General features: G+C 29.5%; 28 protein-coding genes and 1 other RNA gene. 7 read left to right on the top strand and 22 right to left on the bottom strand.

Translation table 11 applies throughout. From position 1 onward, the window contains the following. Nucleotides 1-88 precede the first annotated feature (88 nt). Nucleotides 89-1,420: an oligosaccharide flippase family protein gene (locus tag ACUSRV_RS06185; RefSeq protein ID WP_490141061.1), complete on the top strand. Its 1,332-nt coding sequence runs from the start codon at nt 89-91 to the stop codon at nt 1,418-1,420. Next, nucleotides 1,421-2,221 (top strand): hypothetical protein, encoded by an 801-nt coding sequence (locus ACUSRV_RS06180; protein ID WP_490141060.1) that lies wholly within the window; start codon nt 1,421-1,423, stop codon nt 2,219-2,221. Nucleotides 2,222-2,238: 17 nt separating this feature from the next. Here ACUSRV_RS06180 and ACUSRV_RS06175 read toward each other — a convergent pair whose 3' ends face one another. Together ACUSRV_RS06175 and ACUSRV_RS06170 are read right to left on the bottom strand one after the other, a co-directional pair. Continuing rightward, the gene (locus ACUSRV_RS06175) at nt 2,239-3,459 is read right to left on the bottom strand and encodes a hypothetical protein (RefSeq protein ID WP_490141059.1); all 1,221 of its coding nucleotides are present in this window, start codon (nt 3,457-3,459) and stop codon (nt 2,239-2,241) included. A gap of 108 nt (nt 3,460-3,567) precedes the next feature. After that, complete coding sequence (locus tag ACUSRV_RS06170; RefSeq protein WP_490141058.1) at nt 3,568-4,644, bottom strand: hypothetical protein; 1,077 nt, start codon at nt 4,642-4,644, stop codon at nt 3,568-3,570. A 225-nt stretch (nt 4,645-4,869) separates the two neighbouring features. On the opposite strand from ACUSRV_RS06170, the gene ACUSRV_RS06165 reads away from it, so the two are divergent. Beyond that, the gene (locus tag ACUSRV_RS06165; protein WP_490141057.1) at nt 4,870-5,880 is read left to right on the top strand and encodes a hypothetical protein; all 1,011 of its coding nucleotides are present in this window, start codon (nt 4,870-4,872) and stop codon (nt 5,878-5,880) included. Nucleotides 5,881-5,949: 69 nt separating this feature from the next. On the opposite strand, the gene ssrS is transcribed toward ACUSRV_RS06165, so the two are convergent. Continuing rightward, a non-coding RNA gene (ssrS, locus tag ACUSRV_RS06160) (6S RNA) lies at nt 5,950-6,130 on the bottom strand. An 87-nt stretch (nt 6,131-6,217) separates the two neighbouring features. Then, the gene (locus tag ACUSRV_RS06155) at nt 6,218-6,988 is read right to left on the bottom strand and encodes a hypothetical protein (RefSeq protein WP_490141056.1); all 771 of its coding nucleotides are present in this window, start codon (nt 6,986-6,988) and stop codon (nt 6,218-6,220) included. A gap of 132 nt (nt 6,989-7,120) precedes the next feature. Here ACUSRV_RS06155 and ACUSRV_RS06150 point away from each other — a divergent pair, with 132 nt between their 5' ends. Further along, nucleotides 7,121-7,414 (top strand): hypothetical protein, encoded by a 294-nt coding sequence (locus ACUSRV_RS06150; protein WP_490141055.1) that lies wholly within the window; start codon nt 7,121-7,123, stop codon nt 7,412-7,414. Between the two features lie 39 nt (nt 7,415-7,453). On the opposite strand, the gene ACUSRV_RS06145 is transcribed toward ACUSRV_RS06150, so the two are convergent. The 13 genes from ACUSRV_RS06145 to ACUSRV_RS06085 all read right to left on the bottom strand — a co-directional run bounded on the left by ACUSRV_RS06145 (nt 7,454) and on the right by ACUSRV_RS06085 (nt 17,706). Beyond that, nucleotides 7,454-8,107 (bottom strand): cyclodeaminase/cyclohydrolase family protein, encoded by a 654-nt coding sequence (locus ACUSRV_RS06145; protein WP_490141054.1) that lies wholly within the window; start codon nt 8,105-8,107, stop codon nt 7,454-7,456. A gap of 39 nt (nt 8,108-8,146) precedes the next feature. Next, a complete protein-coding gene (gene hutI, locus ACUSRV_RS06140) occupies nt 8,147-9,412 on the bottom strand; it encodes an imidazolonepropionase (protein ID WP_490141053.1) in 1,266 nt (421 codons plus the stop codon). A gap of 7 nt (nt 9,413-9,419) precedes the next feature. Beyond that, nucleotides 9,420-10,313 (bottom strand): glutamate formimidoyltransferase, encoded by an 894-nt coding sequence (gene ftcD / locus ACUSRV_RS06135; protein ID WP_490141052.1) that lies wholly within the window; start codon nt 10,311-10,313, stop codon nt 9,420-9,422. Between the two features lie 138 nt (nt 10,314-10,451). After that, the gene (gene hutU / locus ACUSRV_RS06130) at nt 10,452-12,503 is read right to left on the bottom strand and encodes a urocanate hydratase (protein WP_490141051.1); all 2,052 of its coding nucleotides are present in this window, start codon (nt 12,501-12,503) and stop codon (nt 10,452-10,454) included. Between the two features lie 30 nt (nt 12,504-12,533). Continuing rightward, nucleotides 12,534-14,111, bottom strand: a complete 1,578-nt coding sequence (hutH, locus tag ACUSRV_RS06125; protein ID WP_490141050.1) for a histidine ammonia-lyase — start codon at nt 14,109-14,111, stop codon at nt 12,534-12,536. Nucleotides 14,112-14,367: 256 nt separating this feature from the next. Then, nucleotides 14,368-15,381: a LacI family DNA-binding transcriptional regulator gene (locus ACUSRV_RS06120; protein WP_490141049.1), complete on the bottom strand. Its 1,014-nt coding sequence runs from the start codon at nt 15,379-15,381 to the stop codon at nt 14,368-14,370. Between the two features lie 134 nt (nt 15,382-15,515). Continuing rightward, a complete protein-coding gene (locus ACUSRV_RS06115; protein WP_490141048.1) occupies nt 15,516-15,683 on the bottom strand; it encodes a hypothetical protein in 168 nt (55 codons plus the stop codon). A gap of 38 nt (nt 15,684-15,721) precedes the next feature. After that, nucleotides 15,722-15,889, bottom strand: coding sequence for a hypothetical protein (locus ACUSRV_RS06110; RefSeq protein ID WP_490141047.1), 168 nt, complete (start codon nt 15,887-15,889; stop codon nt 15,722-15,724). 266 nt (nt 15,890-16,155) lie between these two features. After that, nucleotides 16,156-16,320 carry a hypothetical protein gene (locus ACUSRV_RS06105; protein ID WP_490141046.1) on the bottom strand — a complete coding sequence of 55 codons (165 nt, stop codon included), beginning with the start codon at nt 16,318-16,320 and terminating at the stop codon, nt 16,156-16,158. A 139-nt stretch (nt 16,321-16,459) separates the two neighbouring features. Then, a complete protein-coding gene (locus tag ACUSRV_RS06100) occupies nt 16,460-16,642 on the bottom strand; it encodes a hypothetical protein (protein WP_490141045.1) in 183 nt (60 codons plus the stop codon). A 24-nt stretch (nt 16,643-16,666) separates the two neighbouring features. Next, nucleotides 16,667-16,834, bottom strand: coding sequence for a hypothetical protein (locus tag ACUSRV_RS06095; protein ID WP_490141044.1), 168 nt, complete (start codon nt 16,832-16,834; stop codon nt 16,667-16,669). Nucleotides 16,835-16,993: 159 nt separating this feature from the next. Next, complete coding sequence (locus tag ACUSRV_RS06090; RefSeq protein WP_490141043.1) at nt 16,994-17,218, bottom strand: hypothetical protein; 225 nt, start codon at nt 17,216-17,218, stop codon at nt 16,994-16,996. A gap of 44 nt (nt 17,219-17,262) precedes the next feature. Beyond that, nucleotides 17,263-17,706 carry a hypothetical protein gene (locus tag ACUSRV_RS06085; RefSeq protein WP_490141042.1) on the bottom strand — a complete coding sequence of 148 codons (444 nt, stop codon included), beginning with the start codon at nt 17,704-17,706 and terminating at the stop codon, nt 17,263-17,265. Nucleotides 17,707-17,866: 160 nt separating this feature from the next. Here ACUSRV_RS06085 and acpP point away from each other — a divergent pair, with 160 nt between their 5' ends. After that, nucleotides 17,867-18,097: an acyl carrier protein gene (gene acpP, locus ACUSRV_RS06080; RefSeq protein WP_490141041.1), complete on the top strand. Its 231-nt coding sequence runs from the start codon at nt 17,867-17,869 to the stop codon at nt 18,095-18,097. 40 nt (nt 18,098-18,137) lie between these two features. On the opposite strand, the gene ACUSRV_RS06075 is transcribed toward acpP, so the two are convergent. Both ACUSRV_RS06075 and ACUSRV_RS06070 read right to left on the bottom strand, forming a co-directional pair. Beyond that, complete coding sequence (locus ACUSRV_RS06075; RefSeq protein ID WP_490141040.1) at nt 18,138-19,145, bottom strand: nucleoid-associated protein; 1,008 nt, start codon at nt 19,143-19,145, stop codon at nt 18,138-18,140. 11 nt (nt 19,146-19,156) lie between these two features. Next, the gene (locus ACUSRV_RS06070) at nt 19,157-20,059 is read right to left on the bottom strand and encodes an RluA family pseudouridine synthase (protein WP_490141039.1); all 903 of its coding nucleotides are present in this window, start codon (nt 20,057-20,059) and stop codon (nt 19,157-19,159) included. Nucleotides 20,060-20,276: 217 nt separating this feature from the next. Between ACUSRV_RS06070 and ACUSRV_RS06065 the strand changes: the two genes are divergently transcribed. Beyond that, nucleotides 20,277-21,077, top strand: coding sequence for an NAD(+)/NADH kinase (locus tag ACUSRV_RS06065; protein ID WP_490141038.1), 801 nt, complete (start codon nt 20,277-20,279; stop codon nt 21,075-21,077). 19 nt (nt 21,078-21,096) lie between these two features. Continuing rightward, on the top strand, nt 21,097-21,663 hold the full coding sequence (gene yfcE, locus ACUSRV_RS06060; RefSeq protein ID WP_490141037.1) for a phosphodiesterase: 567 nt from the start codon (nt 21,097-21,099) through the stop codon (nt 21,661-21,663). Nucleotides 21,664-21,711: 48 nt separating this feature from the next. Here the strand turns inward: yfcE and ACUSRV_RS06055 are convergent, their stop codons facing one another. From ACUSRV_RS06055 to ACUSRV_RS06045, 3 genes are all read right to left on the bottom strand, one after another. Beyond that, the gene (locus ACUSRV_RS06055) at nt 21,712-23,154 is read right to left on the bottom strand and encodes an ArsB/NhaD family transporter (RefSeq protein ID WP_490141036.1); all 1,443 of its coding nucleotides are present in this window, start codon (nt 23,152-23,154) and stop codon (nt 21,712-21,714) included. 256 nt (nt 23,155-23,410) lie between these two features. Beyond that, nucleotides 23,411-24,874 (bottom strand): hypothetical protein, encoded by a 1,464-nt coding sequence (locus ACUSRV_RS06050; RefSeq protein ID WP_490141035.1) that lies wholly within the window; start codon nt 24,872-24,874, stop codon nt 23,411-23,413. A 242-nt stretch (nt 24,875-25,116) separates the two neighbouring features. Next, nucleotides 25,117-25,683 carry an SPOCS domain-containing protein gene (locus ACUSRV_RS06045; RefSeq protein ID WP_490141034.1) on the bottom strand — a complete coding sequence of 189 codons (567 nt, stop codon included), beginning with the start codon at nt 25,681-25,683 and terminating at the stop codon, nt 25,117-25,119. Nucleotides 25,684-25,739: the final 56 nt, after the last annotated feature.

The raw sequence follows: 25,739 nt of genomic DNA, 5'->3' as shown, positions 1-25,739 counted from the left end.
TCAAACTATTCATTAATTATATATTCTCTATAAAGTTATTATTTTTTCTTTTTTTTATGAATATATTTAATTATAAGGAGGTGATTTGTTGAGAGTCCCTAATCTAGTCTTTTCAACTATAATATTATTCATATCAAATTTTATAGTACGGATTTTAGGATTTGCTTATAGAGTATTTTTATCACGAGCCATTGGGGCAACAGGTCTTGGTATTTTCAATATGGTTATAAATTTACTTATGATGTGTGTATCACTTACGACAACAGGGGTTCCGGTTGCCCTTAATTCACTTATAGCTAAGAGAAAGGCCCTAAAAGATAAACACAATATGAATGTTTTGTTTATATCTACTTTGTATGTAGCTTTTTTAATATCACTTACAGTATCTATAGGGATTTCTTTATACTCAAACTTTTTGGCCTTTAAGTTATTAAAAAGCGCTCAACTAAACATATACATCTTGGCAATTGCTCCAGCTATAAGTTTGATAACAATATCAAATGTTCTTAGAGGCTATTACTATGGAATAAAAAAAGTTAGTATACCTGCTACTGGCCAAATTTTAGAACAATTGAGCAAAATAGCCTTTGTAGTTTTAGTAATTACTTATTTCAAAAACCCTAGTATGAATACTTTAATAGCTCTAATTGGAGTATCTGTAGGTGAAGTAGTAAACATACTATTTACTACATTTAATTTAGCCAAAGATCCAGATCTTGAAAATAAGTACACAATAAATATAAGAGAGTTTTTAAATGGAACAATGGAAACATTCAAAATGGCTGTACCTATAACATGTAATAGAATGTCCTCAGTGATGCTTCAATCTATTAGCTCTATGATTATACCAGGTAGACTCGCCCTTAGTGGTATGGAATACTCAAAGGCCCTTGGTTTATACGGTATTATAGGAGGTATGGTATATCCATTTTTATTATTACCTTTTACTGTTACTTCTGCGCTAGTAGTTAATCTAATTCCTAGTTTATCACAAGAAGTAGCAACCAAGAATTACAAAAATTTAAATAAAAAGATTTATTTTTCTTTATTATTGACATTTTCAGTTGGAATATTATCAAGTCTTACCTTTTATTTCTTTGGTGAGCCGTTGTGTGTAGCTATATTCAAAAATAAATTAGCTGGTGAGTATTTAAAAGCTTTATCACTTTCTTCACTGTTTATAGTTTTGAATCATACTTTATCTGGGATTCTTAATTCAATAGGAAAGGAATATATATCAAGTATCAATAATATAATAGGAATGTGTATACAGCTTATAGCCATATACTTCTTATTACCTATACCAAGTCTTAATATATATGGATATATATACACACTTAATGTAACTTCTATTTTGACTTTCTTATTACAATTTACGGTTTTGATGAGGGCAAAAACAAAATTAAAAGGGGGTTATTAAATGGATATAAATAGTAGTATGAAGCCTTTTTATATATACACTGAAAATGATATTTTGTATATTAAAAATATAAACGAGGAGACATCTAAAATAGCTGACAATATTAAGTTTTATTCAGTAGCTATAAACGACAAAGAAGACATACATATATGTTGTGTAAACTCTGAGGGGAATTTACTTCATATATACAATATAAAAAACAGTTGGAGAAGAAAGTTATTATTTAGATATAGAAATAATTTAGAAAATATTAGGGATATAAAACTTCATTTAATAGAAGACTATCTAAACATATTTTTACTAGAAAAAAGTTCATTAAGCTCAAACTTATTTCATGTAACTCATATTAACAAAAGTATAAATAAAAGAAAGTTGAGTATTAATGAAATAAACAATGTTATTTATGAAAATAACTCTTTTTATAAAATAGATGTAGATGAAGATAATAACATTAGATTTGAATATAACTGTTTTGAAGATAGAGGCAGAAGACGTAAGTTAAGGATATTTAATAATAAAAATAAAACTTGGTCTAATAAAGAAATTTCAGAAGAAGTTCAAGAAGAAAATGTTCAAAAAGAAGTTTTGGAAGAAAGTGTTCAAACTCCTCAAAAAGAAGAAATTATTGAAAAAGAATATCCTATACCAATGGAATATCTAAATAAACCTAGAGTTGAACATAAAAGAAATTCAAAGAATAAAAGAGTTAACCAAAATGATGTAGTAAATGAAACTAAAAAAGAATCTACTATTGAGGATGACATAATGAAATATTGTCACAGTATAAGATATAATAAATAAAAGAAGAGCTTAGATATCTAAGCTCTTCTTTTATTTACCATAGTAATTTTATCTCGCGTGATTTCTGTTCTTTTAGGTTTTGAAATTTTATTTTTATTTGTAGCTACAGAATTAGGCACAATTGATTCTACTTCAGAACATACACAATAAGTTATAACGAATTTTCCAAGTAATTTTTCTATATTAGCATTCTCATCTGGCAATGCTGATAAAAATATAAAGTTTTCATCGACAAATGCTTGTATACTATTACTTTGTTTTAGGAAAGGTATATTATCACTTCCTATAAAATTTGGAACAGATATACAATACATAAGCGGAATGCAAACTTCATCTTCTACAATACCTACTGCTTCGAATTCTACTTCATCAAAAGATTCGCCAACATAGGCTATTCCCTTTATACATATTACTATTTCAACACAAGCTTCTACCCATTCATTTACCTTTAGGTCGAATCGAGTACATCCTCTACGACTACATATATTTATTAAACTTTCATCTAGATTAATTATATTAGTCTCGTTAGAAGGTATTTTATTATCTATACCTGTATCGATTTCATTGCCTTGTATAAATATCTTATTACATATTTTTTTTATTTTAATTTTAACATTTGCTTCACAAATGTCTACCTTACTATTAAATGGGATATTATCTGGACTTGTTATTTCAAAATCTGTACATCTAGGGCTATGTTCTTTAACGCAAGTTTCTACACAATCAAATATCCTGTCTATTAATACAGGTTCAATCTTTTTAACGTCTCCCTTATTGGCTTTAGCTTTATTTACGTTAGCTTTATTTACTTTAATATTATTTTTTCTTTTATTGCCATTGTATCTTATTTCTACCTTGTTATTGTATCGTATCTCAGCTGGATTTATTATTTTAGCATCTGCATTTTTAAGGCTATTCTCTTCAACTATAGTTTCTACTAACTCATTTATGTTATCAACTACTATAGGTTCTACTATATCATTTAGCTCTTCTACTAACTCAGGTTCAATTAAATCATTTAGCTCCTCTACTACAGGCTCTACTGCATCATTAAGTTCATCTACTATTACAGGCTCTAATATATCATTTAGTTCGTCTACTATTACAGGCTCTAATATATCATTTAGTTCGTCTACTACAGGTTCTATATTTTTAGCACCTTCTTTAGCAATTTTAGGTTTGTTTTTTCGTTTATTTCTTTTGTATACTTTTACTTTATCTATATATACCTTATTCATAAATTTCACTCCTTATAAAAGACTTCCTATACTACAATATGAAATAATCTCCGAAATGTTATATATAAAATAAAAAAACCTAGGCAGTATACCTAGGTTTTTTTGAACTTACTCTTCTGATCTACATCCACATTTATGTTTCTTATTATTGTTATTGTTATCATTTACCCCTTGTATATTTTCACATATACTAGCTATGCCTAATACTCTTGATGGTATTGGTTGAGCAGAACCTAATAAAGCTAATTGTGCTCTTGCTATAGAGTTTACTGTAGTCTCTGCACATAATACGAAGTCTACTTCGTCTACACATAAGCGGAAGCAACCATGACAATCTCTAACTAATCTTGCATCTCCTATACAATCTATAGTAAATGTTGAGTTAAATCTTTGTGTTAATCTAGTATTATTTCTAGATGGTATAAATATTCTAGCAGGCCCAAATCTTAAGTCAAAATCTACTGCATCGCCAAAATCAGCAACAGCTGTAAATGTTGAGCATCCAAATCTACCTTTTATTTCTACTTTTAAATTTCTAACTATTGCAACTACATCTCTTTGAACGAATCTTACAGTAGCACCTTCTTCAGCATCATCAATATTACATCCTGTAAGAATATATTCAAATTCATCGTTACATTCTTCATCATCATTTACTAACTCTACTTCACATCCATTTACTCTAGGTTCAGTTACTTCATAATCTATACAGTCAAATGTTAAACAAACCTTTTCTATAGTTACGTCTACATGCTCTCCTTGTGGTTTTGGTCCACATAATTCCTCAAGTTCAAACTCTATACCTTCTTCTGTTTCACAATCTTCTTCATCAAATATAAATGGATGATCATCTTCATCTCTTAAAACTATACTGTCAAATATTCTATCTACTTCTACTGGAAATAAAACAGCATTTCTTACATTTATACTGTTATCTACAACTACGAAATCGCTTACACCTGCTACTTCTCCAGTACATGAATCTGGGCAAATTATACATTCATCCCCATCTATATCACATGGTTTTTCACATTTCTTTGTGCATGGGTTAAAGCAGTCATCATCATGATGCTTATCACATTTGTCATCACATTTGTCATGGCATTTATCATGCTTATGATCATCGCATTTGTTGCAAAACTCGTTTTTCTTACATCCACATTTCTTTCTCATTAAATCTTGCATATATACATCCTCCTAAATAAAAATTATTAAGATAGATTAAAAACACATCTTCTCACTATAATATGATTTTTCAGTTATAAATGTTACTAAGTTGGCAATACCAATAAAATTATTAGAATAAATTTATAAATATAACATTTACTAATTTATACTATGAAAACTATGTATAAATGTTTACTAATAAAATATATATATTAGTAGGATATTTTTTTAGGAGGGATGATTATGGCATTTATAAATACATGCGAGGGATTAATAAGAAAATCCAACAAGGATATGATACATTTCAAATACGATAAAGGCCTTGTGGCAGACTACATAACACCAGATGAAAATATAGTTGATTCTAAGAAATTAATACATGGAGACATATCTTTTATAGATACTTGTTTTGATGTAGATAATAATGACAATGTATATGGAGTTGTAAACAACAAAGAAGGTAATCTATTATATATCCATAATAATGATACAGGTTTTGATACATCAACAATTCTAAACTATGATTCTAATAAGTTTAATATATCTTATCCATATGTGAAAAACATTAATGGAGATAGACATGTTATATACTATCTAAGTAATAAAGCTAATAATACTGTATCAGCATTGTTTCACCACTACAAAAAAGGTGGAGAGTGGTTTGAAAACAAAATAGACTTTATAAATCACCTTGTTCTTAATAACTTTATAGTTACTTGGAATGGAGATACTCCTACTGTATTTTATTTTAATAGTATAGATGGAGCTGAAGAATTATTTGCTTGTAGATTTAATAATGCAACTAAAGTATGGTCCAATCCTATAAAAGTAACTAATTCTAAGAGTCCAAAGATATATTTATCAATTATTAAAGATTCTATGAATTTTTACCATATAGCTTTTTCAGAAAATGTTAATTTAGGCTATGCTGTAAAATATACAAATGGATATCTTAAAGAAGGTTCATTTGAAACAAATATATCGAATTTCGTAACAGGAGCTTCTACTTGTTCTTTCCCTAGCTTAACTCAGGTAAATTCAGATTTATACTTATCTTGGATTCAATACAATAAACTTTGTACCTCTATATCAAATGATTTAGGAAATACATGGAGCGATAGAAACATAGATGAACACAGCATAGAAGAAGATTTTATAAGATTCTCATTTAGATCTAATTGCATAAACGATAAGGACTATAGTACAGATACTGTATTTGGAACTAAAGATCCATTTGGAATATTAGGATTCTAAAACAATCCGTTGCTCAAAAATTAAAAAAGTGTGTGAATTTAAATTCACACACTTTTTTTGCAAAAAAAAGAAAATCCCGGAGCACCGTTTTTCCTCATAAATTCATACCTGAGTTCACCCAGGTGGGTGCCTTGATGTCAGTTTCTAACTTCCCCTGCGCAATGAGGGCTTGTTATCTGCTGTCAAACTCAGCTCCCGTAATAATACTGTAGGTTGAATTTATAAGTTATTTCGAATGCTCTAGGACTTTCTTTAATATTATTATAAACCATAGTACCATTTTTTAAAAGCATTTTTAATTTCCAATTTTTCTAATAAAATCTAGTTTTTCAACTTTTTATTTCTCGTCTTCGACATCAAATTCATCTTCTTCATACTCTTCATAATCATCTATTTCATAGTCTTCATCTTCATAAACATCTTCATAAACATCTTCATCTTCATCTTCATCTTTACCTTTTCTAAATAGACCACTCAACAATTCTAAATTACTTAAACTTCCTAAATTATTTAAATTTAATATAGATCCTAAGTTAAATCCTTCTCCATTTTCTCCTATATCATCTGGTAAGAATAATTCCGCAAATAATTCTATTTTATCTTTAATATCCATAGCTTTTTCTATAGATTCTTTTTTGTTTTCAGGGAATACTTCTAATATCTCTTTTATCATCATATTCTTTTTATCTTCTTCATCCATACTTCTAAAAAATTCCGATTCATTTATATCGTTGCTGTAATCTACACCACTTAATCTCTTTATCCCGCGAACTAAATCTAACATACTTTCTACTTTAATTAAAAATACTTGTTCATCACTTGTAACATACTTTTTACTTCTACTTATTACTTCTAGACCTCTATCTAAGTCCTCATCACTTAAATCTAATAGCTTCATTCCCTTATTTATATCTGACATATTAAAGTTAAAGGTATTATTTTTATCTGAGCTTCGCTTTTTTGATTTATTTATGTTAGTTTTATTTTTTTTATTGTTAACTACAACTGGTTTATTTTTTCCTTTATTGTTATTAAGTAAGTTACCTATATTTATATTTCCGTTGCTTAAGGCTACTATCCCAAGTAAGAATAATAATTTGTTACCCACGCCTTTTCCCCCCTTAAAAATACCTTATATTAAATAGTACTCCATAATATATAAAATATGTATAATTTATAGTTTTTGTTACTTTTTTTTCTAAGACTGCATATACATTATTATATGAGGGGGGATTTCAATATGAAAAAGGTTGATAAGTCAAAAGTAGAACAAATGGCCAAGGAAAAAAATATAGACAAAGATAAGATAAAACAAAATCTAGAAGAATACGAAGATAAATCCCAAGAGGAATTAATGGATGAATTAGCAAAAATAGGCGAAACTCTAAAAGGCAAAGAAGAAATAATGGAAAAATTTAAAATGTTCCTTGATGATAAGCAAAAAAAGAAATTAGACAATATAATGAGCAAACTTGCAAGTAATGATGCTCAGAAAAAAGTTCAAGAAAAAAAAGCAGCTAAAAAAAATAAATAAAATTAAAAAGTGTGTAAACCTAGGTTTACACACTTTTTATTAAGCTTTAGCTGGATCTAAGCTTTTATGTATATTACTCATTATTCTATCTTTTATTTCACTACCTTCTTTTATCATAGAAGTGCATTTGCTACTATATTCTTCAACTATTTTTGTATCTTCTAATCCCATTAAGTTAACCTTTACATTTAGTATGGCACCTTCCATACCACTATATGAAAGAAGTGTTCCTACTCCTACATCAGTTATAGCATTTTGGTTGCCATATCCTACTAAATATTCTAAAAGTCTTAGGGCTTCTAAAGATAATTCTGCAGTCTTATATGGTACTTCTATAGAAAATAAAGTTGCTTCTTGTATAGCCTTATTTCTAAAGTCTTTTTCTTCATCTGTTGCTTTTGGCATCTTAAAAGCCTTCATAACTTCATTAAAAGACTCAGTGTCTCTATCTACTAATTCCATTAACTCATTTCTTATATCCCCTAATTTTTCAAATCTGTTATTAAATTCAGCTTTTATATCTTCATCTAATGCTTCGTACTTTTTCTTTCCAAAGCTTAAATTAGCCATCATTCTAGCTAAGCTAACTCCTATATTTGAAGATAGTGCTGCAACAGATCCACCTCCAGGCGCTGGAGAATTTGAATCTACCTCATTTGAAAATTGGTTTAAAGTCATTTCTATTAGTTTCATATTTGTCACCCCCGCTTATAATTATATGTACAAGTATTATTAATATACTAATCTTTGATTATCTACAACCAACTTGCCTTCTTTGTATACTTTATTAGTATGATTTATTCCAAAATGATACATTAAGTAATCTACATTTGGAGCATCAAATATTACTAAATCAGCCTTTTTACCTACTTCTACAGAACCTATTTCTTTTTCTCTACCTATAGAGCAAGCTGCATTTATAGTAACTGAACTTAGTACTTCATTAGGAGTCATTTTAAGACCTAAACATCCTAACTGCATTATAAACTGCATATTTTCACTAGGACAACTTCCTGGATTATAATCACTAGATAAAGCTACAGGTACTCCTAGTTCTATCATTTTTCTAGCATTTGCGTAATTTTTCATTAAACTAAATGATGTAGCTGGAAGTATATTTGCTATAACTCCCTTATCTGCCATCATCTTCATACCTTCTTCACTAGCTGCCATTAAGTGGTCTGCTGATATACATCCAACTTCTGCAGATAGTTCAGCTCCACCAAGGGATACTATTTCATCAGCATGAACTTTTGCACCAAATCCTAGTTTTTTAGCTTCTGTTAATATTCTTATAGTTTCAGGTACAGAGAATACCCCTTCTTCACAGAACACATCACAAAACTCTGCAAGGTCTAACTCCTTAACCTTAGGCATCATTTCATTTATAAGTATATCTATATATTTTTCTGAATTCTCTTTGTACTCAACTGGTACAGCATGAGCACCCATAAAAGTAGAAACTAAGTCTACTGGATGATCATCGTTTAACTTTTTAGCAACTTGTAGTTGTTTTAATTCTGTTTGAAGTTCTAGTCCATATCCACTTTTACCTTCAACAGTTGTAACACCAAATCCAAGCATTATATCTAAACTTTTTTTAGCTTTATTATATAATTCATCAAAACTTGCTTCTTTTGTAGACCTAACAGTACTTAATATTCCTCCACCTTGTTTTAATATTTCTATGTAAGGAACACCTTGTAATTTCATTGCAAATTCATGTTCACGAGACCCTCCATGAACTATATGAGTGTGTCCATCAACAAGTCCAGGAGTTGCAGTAAGTCCATTTGCATCATGTATTTCAGTATTATCATCTACTAAATTAGAATAGTCATCGCCGCATCCTATAGCAATAAATTTACCATCAGCTATAGCAACATATGCATTTTTTAATATTTCAATATTATGCATATCAGATCCTACCCTTGGGGCACTTGTTCCAGCCATAGTAGCTAATTGTCCAATATTTTTTATTATTAATTGTGCTTTCATATTATCACTACTCCATTAAACTAGTTTCAAGTACTTTATCCATTGAGAAATTTTCAAGTCCTAAATAATAAGATGCAGTATCAATTAGTGCTTCCATAGGACATAATCCTACTACTTCACTTCCTGTTACATTAACTCCATATCTTCTAGCTTCCATTTTTACTGTTTCAAATGCTCTATACATAGCTGTCTTAGTATAGTCAGTTAAGTTCATAGTAACTTGAGTTATCCCTCTTTCAGGTATTTCTACTGGACCTGCTTTTATAAATCTAAATCCACCACTTGAATGTCTTATAGCCTTAGCAATTTTACTTGCTACTTCTATATTTGGTGTATCTAAGTTTATATTATAAGCTATAAGCGGTCTTCTAGCCCCTACTGCTATAGCACCAGCATTTGGGTGTTTAGCACTTGGTCCAAAATCTGGATACCAGTTTGGATCAGCAAGTTTTGCATCTAATCCTTCATATTCACCTTTTCTAACTGTTGCTAAGTTTTCTCTTTCTGACTTTGATGCAGCATTTTCATATAAAAATACTGGTATTTCATATCTATTAGCTACTTCTTGTCCCATTTCACGAGCAAGGTTAACTGCATCTTCCATAGTCATATATTTTATAGGTATAAATGGGCATACATCTGTAGCTCCAAATCTTGAATGTTGTCCTTTATGAGTATTCATATCTATTTCTTGTGCTGCAACCCCTATAGCTTCAAGTACTGCATTTTTAACAGCTTGTGGTTCACCTATTACAGTTACAACTACCCTGTTGTAGTCTTTATCTGCTTCGTAATTTAATAACTTAACCCCTGCTTTTCCTCTAAGTGGGCTAACTATTTTTTCAATTTTTTCTAAATCTCTACCTTCGCTAAAATTAGGTACGCATTGTACTATTGCCATATTAAGTTCCCCCTTTATCATATTATTGGCCCATCTTATAGATGAGCCAGTTTAAAATCTATAGAAAATTGTAATTTCCTACTGCTAAACTTGAGCAAGGTCGCATTTTCGTCGCTTAAGACATGAGCGTTGCGAATTTTATTTTCCTAATCTATCATTTACAAGTTCTTTTACTAAATCTTCATCAGCTATAAAAGGTAGTGTTATATGGTCTTCTCCATAACACATTTGGTTGTATTCCATAGCAGTAGTTATAGAGTTTTCATTTCTAGCCCATGCACGTCTAGCAACTCCACTCATAACATCCCATGGCATAGCAGTTCTTAGTATTTCATCAACTCTATGAGATCCATCAAGTACCATACCAAATCCACCATTTATAGACTTACCAATACCAACTCCACCACCATTGTGAAGTGCTATTAAACTCATACCCCTTGCAGCATCACCAGCAAAACAATGGGTAGCCATATCAGCCATTATATTACTTCCATCTTTTATATTAGAAGTTTCTCTAAATGGAGAATCTGTTCCTGATACGTCGTGGTGGTCTCTACCTAACATTACAGGACCTATTTCACCTTTTCTTACCATTTCATTAAACTTAAGAGCTATTCTAGTTCTACCCATAGCATCTTGATATAGTATTCTTGCTTCAGTTCCAACAACTAATCCATTTTTCTCTGCATCTCTAATCCATATCCAGTTATCTCTATCTTGATATCTTCTGTTAGGATCTATACAGTCCATAGCTGCATGGTCAGTTTTTATTAAATCTTCCCTTTTACCACTTAAACATACCCATCTAAATGGTCCATATCCATAGTCAAATAATTGTGGACCTAATATATCTTCAACATAAGATGGGAATATGAATCCATCTTTTTCATCTACTCCATTTTTAGATATTTCCTGACATCCAGCATCATAAACTGCTTTCATAAAGCTGTTTCCATAGTCAAAGAAATAAGTCCCCTTTGAAGTTAATTGTTTTATTACTTCAAAGTGTTTTTTAAGTGTTTCATCAACCATTTCAATAAACTTAGACTTATCTTCTGCTAATAATCTAGTTCTTTCTTCAAAATCTATACCTTGAGGACAATATCCTCCATCATATACAGCATGACAAGAAGTTTGGTCAGACAATAAATCTATATGTATATTGTTTTCTACAGCATATTCTAGTAAGTCAACTATATTACCATGGAAAGCTATAGCACATGCTTCTTCCTTATTCATACATTCCTTAGCAAGTGTATAAGCTTCCTCAGGGCTTCTAGCTATTTTACTTACCCATCCTTGAGTATATCTAGTTTCTATTCTTGAGTAGTCAACTTCGGCTATTATACCAACTCCATTAGCTATCTCAACAGCTTTACCTTGAGCACCACTCATTCCGCCAAGGCCTGAAGTTATAAATAATCTACCTCTTATATCGCTATCAGCTGGTATCCCAAGTACTAATCTACCTGCATTTAATAAAGTAGAGTAAGTTCCATGAACTATACCTTGTGGCCCTATGTACATCCAACCTCCAGCTGTCATTTGGCCGTAGTTAGATACACCTATAGCAGCTGCTCTTTTCCAATCTTCTTGATTATCAAACATTCCAACCATTAATCCATTAGTTATTATAACTCTTGGCGCAGATGGATGAGATTTGAAAAGTCCAAGTGGATGTCCTGATTGTATAACTAATGTTTGGTCTTGAGTCATAACTTCTAAATATTTTTTAATTAATATATATTGCATCCAGTTTTGGAATATTTGACCTGTTTCTCCATATGTAACTAATTCATATGGATATAGAGCTATATCAAAATCTAAGTTATTGTCTATCATAACTTGGAAAGCTCTAGCCTCAACGCAAACACCATTATATTCATCTATTGATTTAGCCTTTAGATTTCCTTCTGGTCTGAATCTGTATCCATATATTCTTCCTGTAGTTAATAATTCATCTAAAAATTCTGGAGCTATTTGTTCATGATATTCTTTTGGTATATATCTTAAAGCATTTTTTAGAGCTAGCTCTATATCAGATCTTGAAAGTTTTGCTTCTCTTTTTGGTGCTCTTCTTATACCATCAATAAATGTTGGTATTGTATCTGGTACTGTATCTAATTTTATAGTCATTCCACTTCCTATATCTATATTATCTAAATTAGATATTTGTGTTAATGTACTCATCTTAAATCCTCCTTTATAGCTTTTTATATATTAATGAATAGACATTTTTATTGTATTTTTAGATTCTTCATCTGTAATTATAGCGTAACCTAATGCCTTTTCAACTACTTCAACTATTTTATTGTTTCTTACTAAATCTTCGCACTTGTTTATTTCTTTGTACATTACTAAATCATCTTCTATTTTAGCAGTATATTCTCTAACTAATTCATATGCAGCCTTTGTACCTTTACCTAATCCACTATTACCCCTTAAGTCTATAGCTTGGCAAGCACCTAGTATTTCCATAGCTATTACACTTTGTACATTTTTCATTATTTCTCTAGCTTTTCTAGATGCTATTGTTCCCATAGAAACATGATCTTCTTGGTTAGCTGAAGATGGTATAGAGTCAACACTTGCAGGATGTGCTAATACCTTATTTTCAGATACTAATGACGCTGCACTATATTGTACTATCATAAATCCTGAATGTAGACCACCTTTTTCTGTTAAGAAAGCTGGAAGTCCATGACTTATAGCTGGATTAACTAATTTTTCTAATCTTCTTTCAGAAATGTTTGCAAGTTCGGCCAAAGCTATTCCTAAGAAATCAAAACTTAAAGCCATTGGTTGACCATGGAAGTTTCCACCAGATATAACTTCTTCAACCTCTGGGAATATTATTGGGTTATCAGTTACAGCATTTATTTCTATATTTACTCTTTCTTTTATGTATTCTATAGCATCTTTACTTGCACCATGTACTTGAGGAGTACATCTTAAAACATAAGCATCTTGAACTCTTACTTCTCCTTGCTTAGTTGTCATATTACTTCCATCTAATATATTTAATAGGTTTCTTGCTGTATTTATTTGACCTTTGTGTGGTCTAACTGCATGTACTTTTTCATCAAATGCAGTAGTTATACCATTTAATCCTTCTACTGTTAATGCCATTGCTATATCAGCAGTTTTTAATAAATTTATAGAATCATATACTGTTAATGCTCCAACTGCTGTCATAGCTTGAGTTCCATTTATTAAAGCTAATCCTTCTTTAGCATGTAGGTTTTCTAAAACAGGTACTCCTGCTAATTCCATAGCTTTTTTTGATGGCATTTTTTCTCCATTATAAAACGCTTCACCTTCACCTAACATAGTAAGTACCATATGTGAAAGTGGTGCTAAGTCTCCTGAAGCTCCTAATGATCCTTTTTCTGGTACAACTGGATGAACACCGTTATTCAGCATCCCTATTAATGTATTTAGAGTTTCCATTCTTACCCCTGAATGTCCTTTTGATAATGCATTTATTCTAAGTAACATCATAGCTCTTACTATTTCTTCAGCAAATGGCTCCCCAACACCACATGCATGACTTATTATTAAGTTTCTTTGAAGCTGTGCCGTTTCTTCTTTAGATATAACAACATCTGAGAATTTTCCAAATCCAGTAGTTATTCCGTAAACTACTCTTTCTTCATCTACAAATTTATCTACTAAATTTCTAGCAATGATAACCTTTTCCTGAGCTTCCTGAGTAAGTTCTATTTTATGTCCTTGTCTTGCAACCTTAATAACGTCATCAATAGTCAAACTACATCCATCTATAAGTATCTTATTCATTTTCTGTCCCCCTCAAAATAATTTTCCTCTTTTAAAATATTATTCAACATAACTTATATATATCCTTCTTATCACATGTGATAAATTTTTTTTTATTCTAAAAAGTTACAATTTACTACACAATTCTTTTGCTAAAATTAAAATTATAATTCACTTTACTCAAAATTTGCTAGCCCATGTCTCCAACGACCTTGAAAAGATGGTATGTTGCTCAACTAAATGTTGGGAATTAAAAAAGAAGTAAATTCATATGAATTTACTTCTTTTCTATAACACTTTCTCTTTCAACTATTTTATATGGCAGTTCTACTTTTTTGTCATCTAACTGCTCACCATTTATCATCTTAATAACCATTCTTATAGCAACTGCACCCATATCGTATAAAGGTTGATGTACCGTTGTAAGTTTAGGTCTATATATAGAAGCCAATTTTACATCATTAAATCCTGCTACAGAAATATCCTCAGGAACACTATATCCAGCATCAAATATTGCATTCATAGCGCCTATTGCAGCTTCATCTCCTGTTACAAAAACAGCATCTGGTATATTCTCGTTTTTTAGGATTTCATTCATACCTTTGTATCCACCTTCAACCTCGGTATCTCCAGATTTTACTAACTCTTCATATATTTTTAAGTTAGCTTCATTCATAGCTTTTTCATACCCTATGTATCTCTCTTTTTCCATAACTGTAGTATCTTTACTAGTCATTATATAGGCAATTTTTTTGTGGCCTTTCCCTATTAAATACTTGGTCATATCATATGTAGCCTTTGTGTTACTTATACTTACTGAGTAAACATCAAACCCTCTTGCAGTCTTACTTATATATGTAGCCGGTATTTGGCATTTGTTTATAAAATTTATGTGTTCTTCATCAATTAGCCAAGACATCATAACTATACCTTCTACTTGCTTAGCTCTAAGTAGGTTTATACTCTTTAATTCCTGTTCTTTGTCAGAGTAAGTATTACATAATAATATATCATAGTTGTACATCTTAGCTATTTCTTCAATTCCATTTACAATTTCACTTACAAAAGAATCCGATACCTCAGGTACTATTACACCTATAAGTTGGCTTTTTTTAGTTACTAAACTTCTAGCTAATGGATTTGGTACATACCCCGTTTCTTTAATAACATCAAGTACTCTTTGCTTTATTTCATCCGTAACTGGTTTAGAATCATTTATAACTCTAGAAACTGTAGATATAGATACTCCCGCTTTTCTCGCTACATCTTTTATTGTAATGCTAGTTTTCATAATCCGATTCCTCCTTTATTTCAATTTTTGCCTATATTTCCAAAAATTATTCTATTAGATAGTAATTTTTAATTTTACCATAATGTCAAAAAAAAATAAAGAGCCTAAGGCTCTTTATTTCATAAAATCACATATTAGCAGTGGTCATTTCCAAAGTCAAATGCAACAAGGATTAATAATAATATTAAGAATGGGATCCAATCACATACAGATATATCATCTAAAGCATCTTGGAATACTAAGAATAAGAAAAATAATACTATTATCCACCATCCATCGAAATCATCAAAGAATCTACTCATAACTTACCTCCATAATAAATTTTATAATGAATTATTTTTTAGCAATCACACGAATCATCATCAAATGCAACAAGTATTAATAATAATATTAAGAATGGTATCCAATCACATAATTCTATATCTTGCCAGCAATCTTGGAATACTAAGAATAAGAAGAATAATACTATTATCCACCATCCATCAAAACCATTTAAAAATCCACTCATAATAATCCTCCTATTAGATAATGTCTTTTTAGTTTAAATCACCGTGTACTATATAATATGTCAATGCTTATAATGTGTTACTAACTGGTGAAAATATTTTAAAGGCTTTAATGCCTTATACCATATATTATGAAAATTCATATTATGTGTTACTAATTTAAATATAAAATTCGCGCCCCTCATGTCGCCAACGACCTTGAGGATATGGGACCTTTCTCAAAAAAATAGGCCATCCCTAAGGGATAACCCACTTTTATTTATACTTATTAGCAATGATCACAATCGTCGTCAAAAGCAACAAGTATTAATAATAATATTAAGAATGGTATCCAGTCACATAGTTCTATATCTTGCCAGCAATCTTGGAATACTAGGAATAAAAAGAATAATACTATTATCCACCAACCATCGAAATCATTAAAGAAGCTCATAACGTACCTCCATTTATAAATATTTAAGGCCTTATACCTTATATCCTATACTATGAAAACTTATATTTATGTGTTACTAATTTAAATTAAATATAAAAAAGGAGCTAATTATAATTAGCTCCTTTTTTATATTTAATAATTATCTTTTACAGCAAGCGTCATGATCACAGTCATCGTCAAAAGCAACAAGTATTAATAATAATATTAAGAATGGTATCCAATCTTTTAATGATATTTCTTGCCAACAATCTTGGAACACTAAGAATAAGAAGAATAATACTATTATCCACCAACCATCAAAATCTTTAAAAAATCTACTCATATTAAATCCCCCTTTATTTAGTTATTAGCATTCACATTCGCCGTCGTCAAAAGCAACAAGTATTAATAATAATATTAAGAATGGTATCCAATCACATAATGATATTTCTTGCCAGCAGTCTTGGAATACTAAGAATAAGAAAAATAATACTATTATCCACCAGCTGTCGAAATCACAGAAGAATTTACTCATTATAAGTCCTCCTTCAAATATAAATATTAATTCCTTAGAAGCTTTAACCTCTATACTCCATACTATGAAGTTAATATAAAATGTGTTATTATTTTTTTAAAATTTTTTTAAATTTTTTTTGAAATTTAAAAAAGAGCCAGTAAACTGGCTCTTTTATCATTAGCAACAATCATTATCATCAAAGTTACATAGTAATAATACTATTAACACTATCCATATTAGCATGTTATCGTCACAGAATAGGTCTTCTAATAAATCTGTACATAAAACTAACAAAACTAATACTATTATTAATATACTATTATTTCCACCGAACAAACCATTACATCCATTAAATAAACCGCCGAAACCACTGCCTCTTAATAAATTATTTAATTTAGCCATAAAGTCTACCTCCCTTATGATATTTGAAGAAAATGCTTCTCCATTTATTTATAGTATGAATGGGTAGACAAATATGTTACTTTAATAAAATTATTATATAAAACATCGTCTAATTTTTTATGTGCTAGGTCATTATATTTATTAAAATCTTTTAAGTACTTATCATTTTCATATTTTTCATAATTACAGTTTAAATGTTTTTTAAAACTCTCTATTGCTAGTATTTTATATTTCACATAATCATCTGTTAATATAGAAACCTTTGTATTTTTAATTCCTTCATTTATTTTATTTATTCTATTTATATATTCATCATTATGATTATAAACATAATGAGTATTATCATAGTACTCCTCTAATATAAAGTTCATCTCACTTACATAGGGTTTTATTTCTTCAATATCATATTGTAATACTTTATAATATGACCCTACAAGTAACATAAGGCTAATTGAACAGAGAACTACTATTGATATAATATATTTCATAAAATTCCTCCTTTGTACAAGCTTATACTAATATATATTCTAAAAAATATATATTATTCATAACTTATATAAAAATATATATTGAAAATTTGATTGATATATATTAAACTACAATTAAAATTAAATTCATAAGAACTTTTTATGTAGGGAGGTACTTATTATGGTATTTGAAAAGGTAAAAGAAATAGTAGCAGACCAATTAGGAGTAGATGATTTAGATTCTATAACTCCAGCTACATCTTTAATGAAAGATTTAGAAGCTGACTCACTAGATGCTGTTGAAATAATAATGGCTTTAGAAGACGAGTTTAGCCTTGAAATATCAGATGAAGAAGCTGAAAACTTCAAAAACATCGGAGATATATGTAAGTATATAGAAGAAAACAAATAAATTTCATAAATTAAAATAAGAGAGCCAAATGGCTCTCTTATTATTTTTCTTCATAAAAATTAACATTTTTTATTATTATATCCATACTTCCATCTTCATTTTGTTTTATAGAATATTTCAATTGATCTTCAAAATCAGTTAAATTAGATCTTATTTCAAATCCAGTATCAGTTTTAATATTTCTCTTTTTTAACTTCTTTTCTACCCACTTTTTATCTATAGTAAAAGTAGGCTCTATTCCTTTTTCTGATATATGTTCTTTAAAGCTTTCTTTAAGGTCATTGTCTTGTATAGACTTATCTACGAATTCATCTACATCCACTTCTTGTTTTTCCTTAAGTGTATAAGTAAGTCTTGATCTTACATCTTCAGCTTGTCTTGCATCTTGACTTAATGCATGAGTTATCCACTGTTCTGCACTACTTTTAAATAGCTTAGTTCTATATTTATCATCTAATACTTTTTCACAGTTTAAAAAGTCTATTATAAACTTAGTATCACTACCTTCTTTTTCGCCATCTTTATCTAATAGTCTTAAATGATACTCATCATTCATTCCACTAACACCAACTAATGCACATTGCTTAGGTTTTTGAGTTTCTGGTATGCCTATTTCATTTGGAACCATTTGTATATTAAACTTATCATCTACAAACTCAATAGAATGAGTATATAGCTTCTTATAATCGAGTTTAAGTATAGCTACATACTTTTGATCTTTTACAGTGTATAAACATATAGCCAAATCACATGATGCCATAGTTGGACCAGCAGTTTGCATTACATCAAATAAATAAGCTGCTATTTCCTTAGAATTTTCTAAAAAAGTATTTTCATCATATATTATTTGTTCACAGCAAGTTCTAACAATATTGTCATTGTAACTTTTAAAAACACCTTTTCTCAAATCATCATCTTTTGATACTCTATTTATAATTTTTTGGAAAAACTTTTCTACACCTTCATTTACCTTTCCTTCAAAATCATTAAGTATAGGCACATCACTATTTTTATCTAAAACATGGACTACAAACTTATGTATTAACATTTAAATTCCCCCTATCTCAAGTTGTCTATAAGTTGTTTCATATCAGCTGGAATATCTGCCTCAAAGCATAATTTTTCCTTAGTTCTAGGCTGTTCAAATTCTAGCTTATAAGCATGTAATGCTTGTCTATTTATTAGGTTTGTATCAATCCCATATAGCTCATCACCTATTATTCCATGGCCTATATGATTCATATGAACCCTTATTTGATGAGTCCTTCCAGTTTCTAAAAGAACCTCCAAGAGTGTAGCATTTCTTAATCTTTCTATTACCTTATAGTGAGTTATTGATGGTTGCCCTTTTTCATCTACAACTCTTTTTATACTATCTTCAGTTGGCCTATATATAGGTTCATTTATAGTACCTTTATCTTCTTTAACTATTCCATCTACAACAGTTAAATATTTTTTAGTTACTTTATCTGCCCCCATATCTTGAGATAATATATGATGACCATAGGCATTTTTAGCCACTATTAATAGCCCTGATGTGTTCATATCAAGTCGATTTACAAATCTTATTCTAGGATATTCACATTTATTTAATAGATAATAAGTAAGCCCATTTGCAACAGTGTTGTCACTATGACTTTTAGTTGGATGAACTACAATATAAGGAGGTTTATTTACCATAATAATATCAAAATCTTCATATAATATATCTATATTTAGATTTTGAGGTGTAAAGTTTCCCATATCCTCATCTATTTTTATTTCTATTAGATCGCCTTTTTTTACTATCTGACTTGGATGTCCATGTTCTTTATTTACAAATAAATTTTTATCCTTTTTAGCTTTTGATAAAAACCTCACTGATAAATTTAATTTATCTAAAAGCAGTTCTTTAAGTGTAACACAATCTTCATCATTTACATAAGATATTAAATTATAAAGTTGATTCTCTTTTATTAGCAAATATACACACCTTCCTTCTGATGATATAATAAGTATATTATATCCTTTATATTTTTTACCTACAAGTTATAAAAAATTCGCTTTGATCATTTCGCCAACGACTTTTAGGAGAAGGAATCTTGCTCAAATTTATAATTTGTTGTAAATTATAAGTTATGCAAAATGTTAATTTATTGTCATATATGATATAATTTTGATTATAAAGAGGTGAATAAAAATGACAAGAATAATAACTATAAATTCTAATGATATTGAAAGATCTTTATCTACTAGAGATATAATTACTAAAAAACTTATAGATGTAGGATTTGAAGTATATTATGAATTTGACCCTAGATCAGAACTAATTATATCAATAGGTGGCGATGGTTCTTTTTTAAAAACTGTTCACGATTTTGATTTTCCTGATATTCCTATAATTGGTATAAATACAGGTCACTTAGGTTTTTTTACAGATATAACTCCTGATGATATTGATAGTTTTATAGATGACTACATGAGAGGTAACTATTTTGTTCAAGATATGGCTCCTCTTGAAATTACAATATGTACAAAAGATAGTTGTATAGAGGCTATGGCTATAAATGAAGTAGTCGTAAAAGGCCATAGATCAAGGGTAATTCACTTGAATTTACAAGTTAATAATCATTTTATAGAAAAATTTAGTGGAGATGGAATGCTTATATCTACTCCAACAGGCTCTACTGCATATAATTATTCTGCTGGAGGAAGTATAGTGGACCCTAGTTTAAAATTAATTCAGTTAACTCCACTATCTCCTATAAATACAACTGCTTATAGATCATTTACATCTAGTATAATATTGCCTTATAACTCTACAGTAAAAATCGCACCTGAATATAGATTTGAAAATTCAATTTTAATGGTTATAGATGGTATCGAATATAAATTTAATGAAATAATAGAAATAGTTATTATTTCATCATCAGTTAGGATAAAATTACTAAGACTCTCAAATTACGAATTTTGGAGCAGAGTTTCAGAGAAATTTCTATAATATTTAGGAGGATATACATATGAAAATAGGAGTAATGAGTGATACTCATGGAAGCTTAACTTATTTAGAAAAGGCACTTGAAGTACTGGATGATTGTGATGTAATATTACATGGTGGAGATATTTTATACCATGGTCCAAGAAACCCCCTACCAGAAGGATATAATCCACAGGAAGTAGCCAATAAAATAAATGAAGTAGGAAATATATTAATAGCTAGAGGTAATTGTGACGCTGATGTAGACCAAATGGTAATAAATCATCCTATACAATCACCTTATATACTTACTCAATTTGGAGAAATAAGAATATTACTTACACATGGATATACACAGTCAAAAGAAGATACAATTGAAACTGCAAAAAAATACAATGCTGATATACTTATAATTGGTCATACTCATGTAAAAGAACTTTATGCAGATGAAAATCTAATAGTTTTAAATCCAGGCAGTATGTCACTTCCTAAAGACGGGACTCACTCTGTGGCAATTATAAATATAATATCACAAGATGATGATGAAATAGATTTAGAAATAAATCATATAGACATAAATACTAAAGAGGTTATACACATAAATGAATAGGGATAGGCCATTGATAAAGCTTTTATCAATGGTCTATTTTTATTACTATTATCCTACTTTTATATAGAAATATATTACACTTAGGATAACCATTAAGAAAGAAAATGGAAATGAAAACGCTATATATGATCTAAGATTATATATATTCATAATAGAATTCTTAGTTCCTTGTTTTATATCTGGTTTTTTCAAGAATCTATTTACTTCACTTAACATAATAGGTCCTCCTGTTGCTGACCAAGGTAGCATACTACTTCCTGCCAAAATTCCGAGTGCAAGGGCTGCATACACTAACTTATCTCCAACTGCAGGGGACACTTGTAAACATATAGGCATTAATGTAGCTGCTGCAGGTCCAGCTGATAAAAACGTTGCTATAACAAATGCCGATAACATTATACATAGTACAATTAAGAAGCTATTTCCATTTGTAAATTCCAAAATATAGTCTACAGCTACTTTTAAAATTCCAGCATATTCTAAAACTCCCCCTATTAAAAATAAGGTAGAAATAAAAACAATTGAATCCATAATAGGCATAGTATTTATTATATCTTCTGGTTTTTTTGTATTTGTAATAAGAAGAATAGAACCGAAAAGCATTGAAACAAATGCTATAGATACATTTATAAAAGGACCTATACAAACACTTAAAATAAATAGTGCAAATAATATTATAGAGAATTTTACTCTTTTAGTCATATTCAAACCATCGCCCCTATAAAGTCTATGGTGAGGCGGTTTATGGTGCGGTAAGTGCGGTGGTTTATGATGTGGTGGATGTGGTGGATGCGGTGGTTTATGGTGTAGTGGTTTATAAGGTTTATTATGTGTGTCTTCTTCATCAATCTCTTCATCTTTATATATCATGTCTTCTTTATATGGGTCATCTATATCTTTATATTTAAACCACATAAGTGTATATACTGATAATAAAATTATATAAACCAGACAAGGTAAAAATAATTTATTTAAAAAGTCTATTAAATTAAAATCAGTATATAGAGTAATAATGACAGCTGGAGTATCAGCCCATGGAAGTGGCGCTCCACCTATATTAGATGCAATAATAGTTGATACAAGCAAAGGTGTAGTTGGTAGTTTTAATTTTAGAGATAAACCCAAACAAATGGATGTAAATATTAGAACTACACTTAAATTATTCATAAATAATGATGCTGCATATATTGTAAGTGGCATTAATATTACAACCAATACCTTATTCCCCTTTGTAACATTAATAAAAGATTCTCCAATATAGTCAAAGATTTTATTATCCTCAAATACTTTAGCAAATAAAGCTAAAACTATAATCAAGATAATAATCTCATATGGAAATTTTTCAAAAACCTTAGTAAAAGGAAATGCATTTGTCAAACTTCCATAAATCAAAATTACTGCAGAACCTAGTACAGCAATAGGAGTACGATATCTTATAGAAAATATCATACTTGTATATGTTATCAAAACCAATGCTAATATAATAAGCATTTATCTTCCCTCCATTGTGATTAGTCCCTTTATCTATATATCCCTACATATATAAGAAAGTGAACTTTTAATATTTAGACTGTTTGTACTATAGTATGTATCTTCATTAATATAGTTACCGTGTACATAAATAAAAATTTTGCTTTCCTCATGTCGCCAACCACCTTGAAAGAAGGGATCTTGCTCAAGTTTATAAGTTGAATATTATAATAAAAAAATCCTCCTCAAATTACTATTTGAGAAGGATTTGATTTAACTAATGTTTATCTTTAAAAACTTTTATTACTACTTTAATTATATCTTTTTCTATAAGAGCTACGATGAAATTTTGATCTTTTATATCACAGTCAGGAGTTTTAGATTTAGTTTCATCATAATAGATATAATCTCCACCTAAATCATCTTTTACTTCTACACATATAACTTTATAGTCATCTTTTGGTTTAGCACCTGGAACGTTTACAATAAATTCAAATGGTATCTTTACTGTAGTATGACGTACTACACCGTCAATAGCTATACATTCAGGAATAAGTGACTCACAAGATGGGCCCTTTTTGTCATCTTTCTTATCACCTTTATTATCATCTTTCTTGTTGTCATCTTTATCTTTCTTATCATCATCTTTATTCTCTAATTTAAGTGCTTTTTCTACATCTTCTTTTTTAACTGTTTTATACATAATGTCTTTGTGTAGAATTCCTCTAACAATAGCTACATCGCAAGATACTTCAACAGCAACAATCTCTACTTCTTTTTCTATAGTTCCAACGCCAGTTACAACATCCTTATGAGGAGGATTTAGAGTTATTCTTTTCTCTACTAGATGCTGATCTTCTCCTATAATATCTCTATCATTATCTTTGCATTTATCATGCTTTTCATCGTCTTTGCATTTATCATGCTTTTCATCGTCTTTGCATTTATCATGCTTTTCATCGTCTTTGCATTTATCATGCTTTTCGTCGTCTTTGCATTTATCATGTTTTTCATCGTCTTTGCATTTATCATGCTTTTCGTCGTCTTTGCATTTATCATGTTTTTTATCGTCTTTGCATTTATCATGTTTTTTATCGTCTTTGCATTTATCATGCTTTTTATCGTCTTTGCATTTATCATGCTTTTTATCGTCTTTACATTTATCATGCTTTTTATCGTCTTTACATTTATCATGTTTTTCATCGTCTTTGCATTTATCATGTTTTTCATCGTCTTTACATTTATCATGTTTTTCATCGTCTTTACATTTACAATCTGTTTCTTTATCTTCCCAATCTTTGCATTTATCATGTTTTTCATCGTCTTTACATTTACAATCTGTTTCTTTATCTTCCCAATCTTTGCATTTATCATGTTTGTCATCATCTTTACATTTCCAGTCTTTCTTATGGTCTTCACATTCCCAGTCTTTGTCATCATCTTTGCATTTATCATGTTTGTTATCATCTTTGCATTTGCAATCTTTTTCTTTATCTTCCCATTTCCAATCTTTTTTATCATCTTTACATTTGTCATGTTTATCACTATCTTTACATTTGCAATCTTTTTCTTTATCTTCCCATTTCCAATCTTTTTTATTATCTTTACATTTATCATGTTTGTCATCATCTTTAGACTTACCATTTTTTTGCCATGTATACTCATATTTTTTGTTATTTACCTTATTTTCATATTTACCATCTTTACCCTTATTATCATACCAATAAGTTTTAGATGCCATATAAACTCCCCCTTACCCACTAATTAATATTCATTATATTCTATTCATAAACACCTTAAATGTTACATAAATTGAAAATCTGCAGCTATAAATCTAAATAAAACTCACTTTAAATATGCATACCTTAATAGCACAAAAAAGTGTGCAGCTCCTAAAATTGTTATTCATTTACATCGACGTTTAGGGCATCTGCACACTTTAGAATATTAATATTTTAATCTTTAGAATTAAATGAGTTATATTTAGTCCTTTTTAACTCTTACAGTTATCTTTACGATATCTTTTTCTATTATTCCTAGAATAAACTTTCCACATTCAATGCGCTTTTCTTCTAATACATCTAGCACTTCTGCACATACTTCAACATCATCACATGGATCAATACCTTTAACTTTTACTAAAGATTCAAACGGAATCCAAGTTGTTACATGGCGTACTACTCCATCTACTGCAGTACATTCAGGTACAAGAGATTCACACTTAGCACCATCTTTATCTTTTTCTTTATCGTCTTTTTGATCATCTTTTTTACCATCTTTATCGTCTTTTTTATCTTCTTTATCTTCGCCTAAAAATTCTTTAGCGTCTTCTCTTTTTGCTGTTTTATATAATATGCTTTTATTTAAGAATCCACTAACAACTACATAATCACATAATACCTTAGTATCAGTAATTTTTACTGTCTTAACTATGTCACCTATGTCTATAACTACATCGTGTTTAGGTGGGTTAAATAATATCTTTTTTTCTATTAATTCTCTAACTTCTCCTTCTATTACCTTTTTATTTTCAGCATTTTTATCTGACATTTAAAAAGTCCTCCTTCCAAAATTGTTCTATCTATGATAAATATACAGTTTCTATT

The sequence above is a fragment of the Sporacetigenium sp. TC11 genome (genome assembly GCF_058146105.1).
Note: the sequence above shows the minus strand (reverse complement) of the source record. Positions and strands in the feature narration are given on the sequence as shown.

Coding starts and splice junctions, on each gene's coding strand:
- ACUSRV_RS06115 (WP_490141048.1), bottom strand. CDS start 15,683: ATGAGTAGATTCTTTGATGATTTCGATGGATGGTGGATAATAGTATTA.
- ACUSRV_RS06165 (WP_490141057.1), top strand. CDS start 4,870: ATGGCATTTATAAATACATGCGAGGGATTAATAAGAAAATCCAACAAG.
- ACUSRV_RS06105 (WP_490141046.1), bottom strand. CDS start 16,320: ATGAGCTTCTTTAATGATTTCGATGGTTGGTGGATAATAGTATTATTC.
- ftcD (WP_490141052.1), bottom strand. CDS start 10,313: ATGGCAATAGTACAATGCGTACCTAATTTTAGCGAAGGTAGAGATTTA.
- ACUSRV_RS06120 (WP_490141049.1), bottom strand. CDS start 15,381: ATGAAAACTAGCATTACAATAAAAGATGTAGCGAGAAAAGCGGGAGTA.
- ACUSRV_RS06100 (WP_490141045.1), bottom strand. CDS start 16,642: ATGAGTAGATTTTTTAAAGATTTTGATGGTTGGTGGATAATAGTATTA.
- ACUSRV_RS06065 (WP_490141038.1), top strand. CDS start 20,277: ATGACAAGAATAATAACTATAAATTCTAATGATATTGAAAGATCTTTA.
- ACUSRV_RS06055 (WP_490141036.1), bottom strand. CDS start 23,154: ATGCTTATTATATTAGCATTGGTTTTGATAACATATACAAGTATGATA.
- ACUSRV_RS06180 (WP_490141060.1), top strand. CDS start 1,421: ATGGATATAAATAGTAGTATGAAGCCTTTTTATATATACACTGAAAAT.
- ACUSRV_RS06150 (WP_490141055.1), top strand. CDS start 7,121: ATGAAAAAGGTTGATAAGTCAAAAGTAGAACAAATGGCCAAGGAAAAA.
- acpP (WP_490141041.1), top strand. CDS start 17,867: ATGGTATTTGAAAAGGTAAAAGAAATAGTAGCAGACCAATTAGGAGTA.
- ACUSRV_RS06085 (WP_490141042.1), bottom strand. CDS start 17,706: ATGAAATATATTATATCAATAGTAGTTCTCTGTTCAATTAGCCTTATG.
- ACUSRV_RS06090 (WP_490141043.1), bottom strand. CDS start 17,218: ATGGCTAAATTAAATAATTTATTAAGAGGCAGTGGTTTCGGCGGTTTA.
- hutI (WP_490141053.1), bottom strand. CDS start 9,412: ATGAAAGCACAATTAATAATAAAAAATATTGGACAATTAGCTACTATG.
- hutU (WP_490141051.1), bottom strand. CDS start 12,503: ATGAGTACATTAACACAAATATCTAATTTAGATAATATAGATATAGGA.
- ACUSRV_RS06175 (WP_490141059.1), bottom strand. CDS start 3,459: ATGAATAAGGTATATATAGATAAAGTAAAAGTATACAAAAGAAATAAA.
- hutH (WP_490141050.1), bottom strand. CDS start 14,111: ATGAATAAGATACTTATAGATGGATGTAGTTTGACTATTGATGACGTT.
- ACUSRV_RS06045 (WP_490141034.1), bottom strand. CDS start 25,683: ATGTCAGATAAAAATGCTGAAAATAAAAAGGTAATAGAAGGAGAAGTT.
- ACUSRV_RS06110 (WP_490141047.1), bottom strand. CDS start 15,889: ATGAGTGGATTTTTAAATGGTTTTGATGGATGGTGGATAATAGTATTA.
- ACUSRV_RS06075 (WP_490141040.1), bottom strand. CDS start 19,145: ATGTTAATACATAAGTTTGTAGTCCATGTTTTAGATAAAAATAGTGAT.
- ACUSRV_RS06145 (WP_490141054.1), bottom strand. CDS start 8,107: ATGAAACTAATAGAAATGACTTTAAACCAATTTTCAAATGAGGTAGAT.
- ACUSRV_RS06050 (WP_490141035.1), bottom strand. CDS start 24,874: ATGGCATCTAAAACTTATTGGTATGATAATAAGGGTAAAGATGGTAAA.
- yfcE (WP_490141037.1), top strand. CDS start 21,097: ATGAAAATAGGAGTAATGAGTGATACTCATGGAAGCTTAACTTATTTA.
- ACUSRV_RS06170 (WP_490141058.1), bottom strand. CDS start 4,644: ATGCAAGATTTAATGAGAAAGAAATGTGGATGTAAGAAAAACGAGTTT.
- ACUSRV_RS06095 (WP_490141044.1), bottom strand. CDS start 16,834: ATGAGTAAATTCTTCTGTGATTTCGACAGCTGGTGGATAATAGTATTA.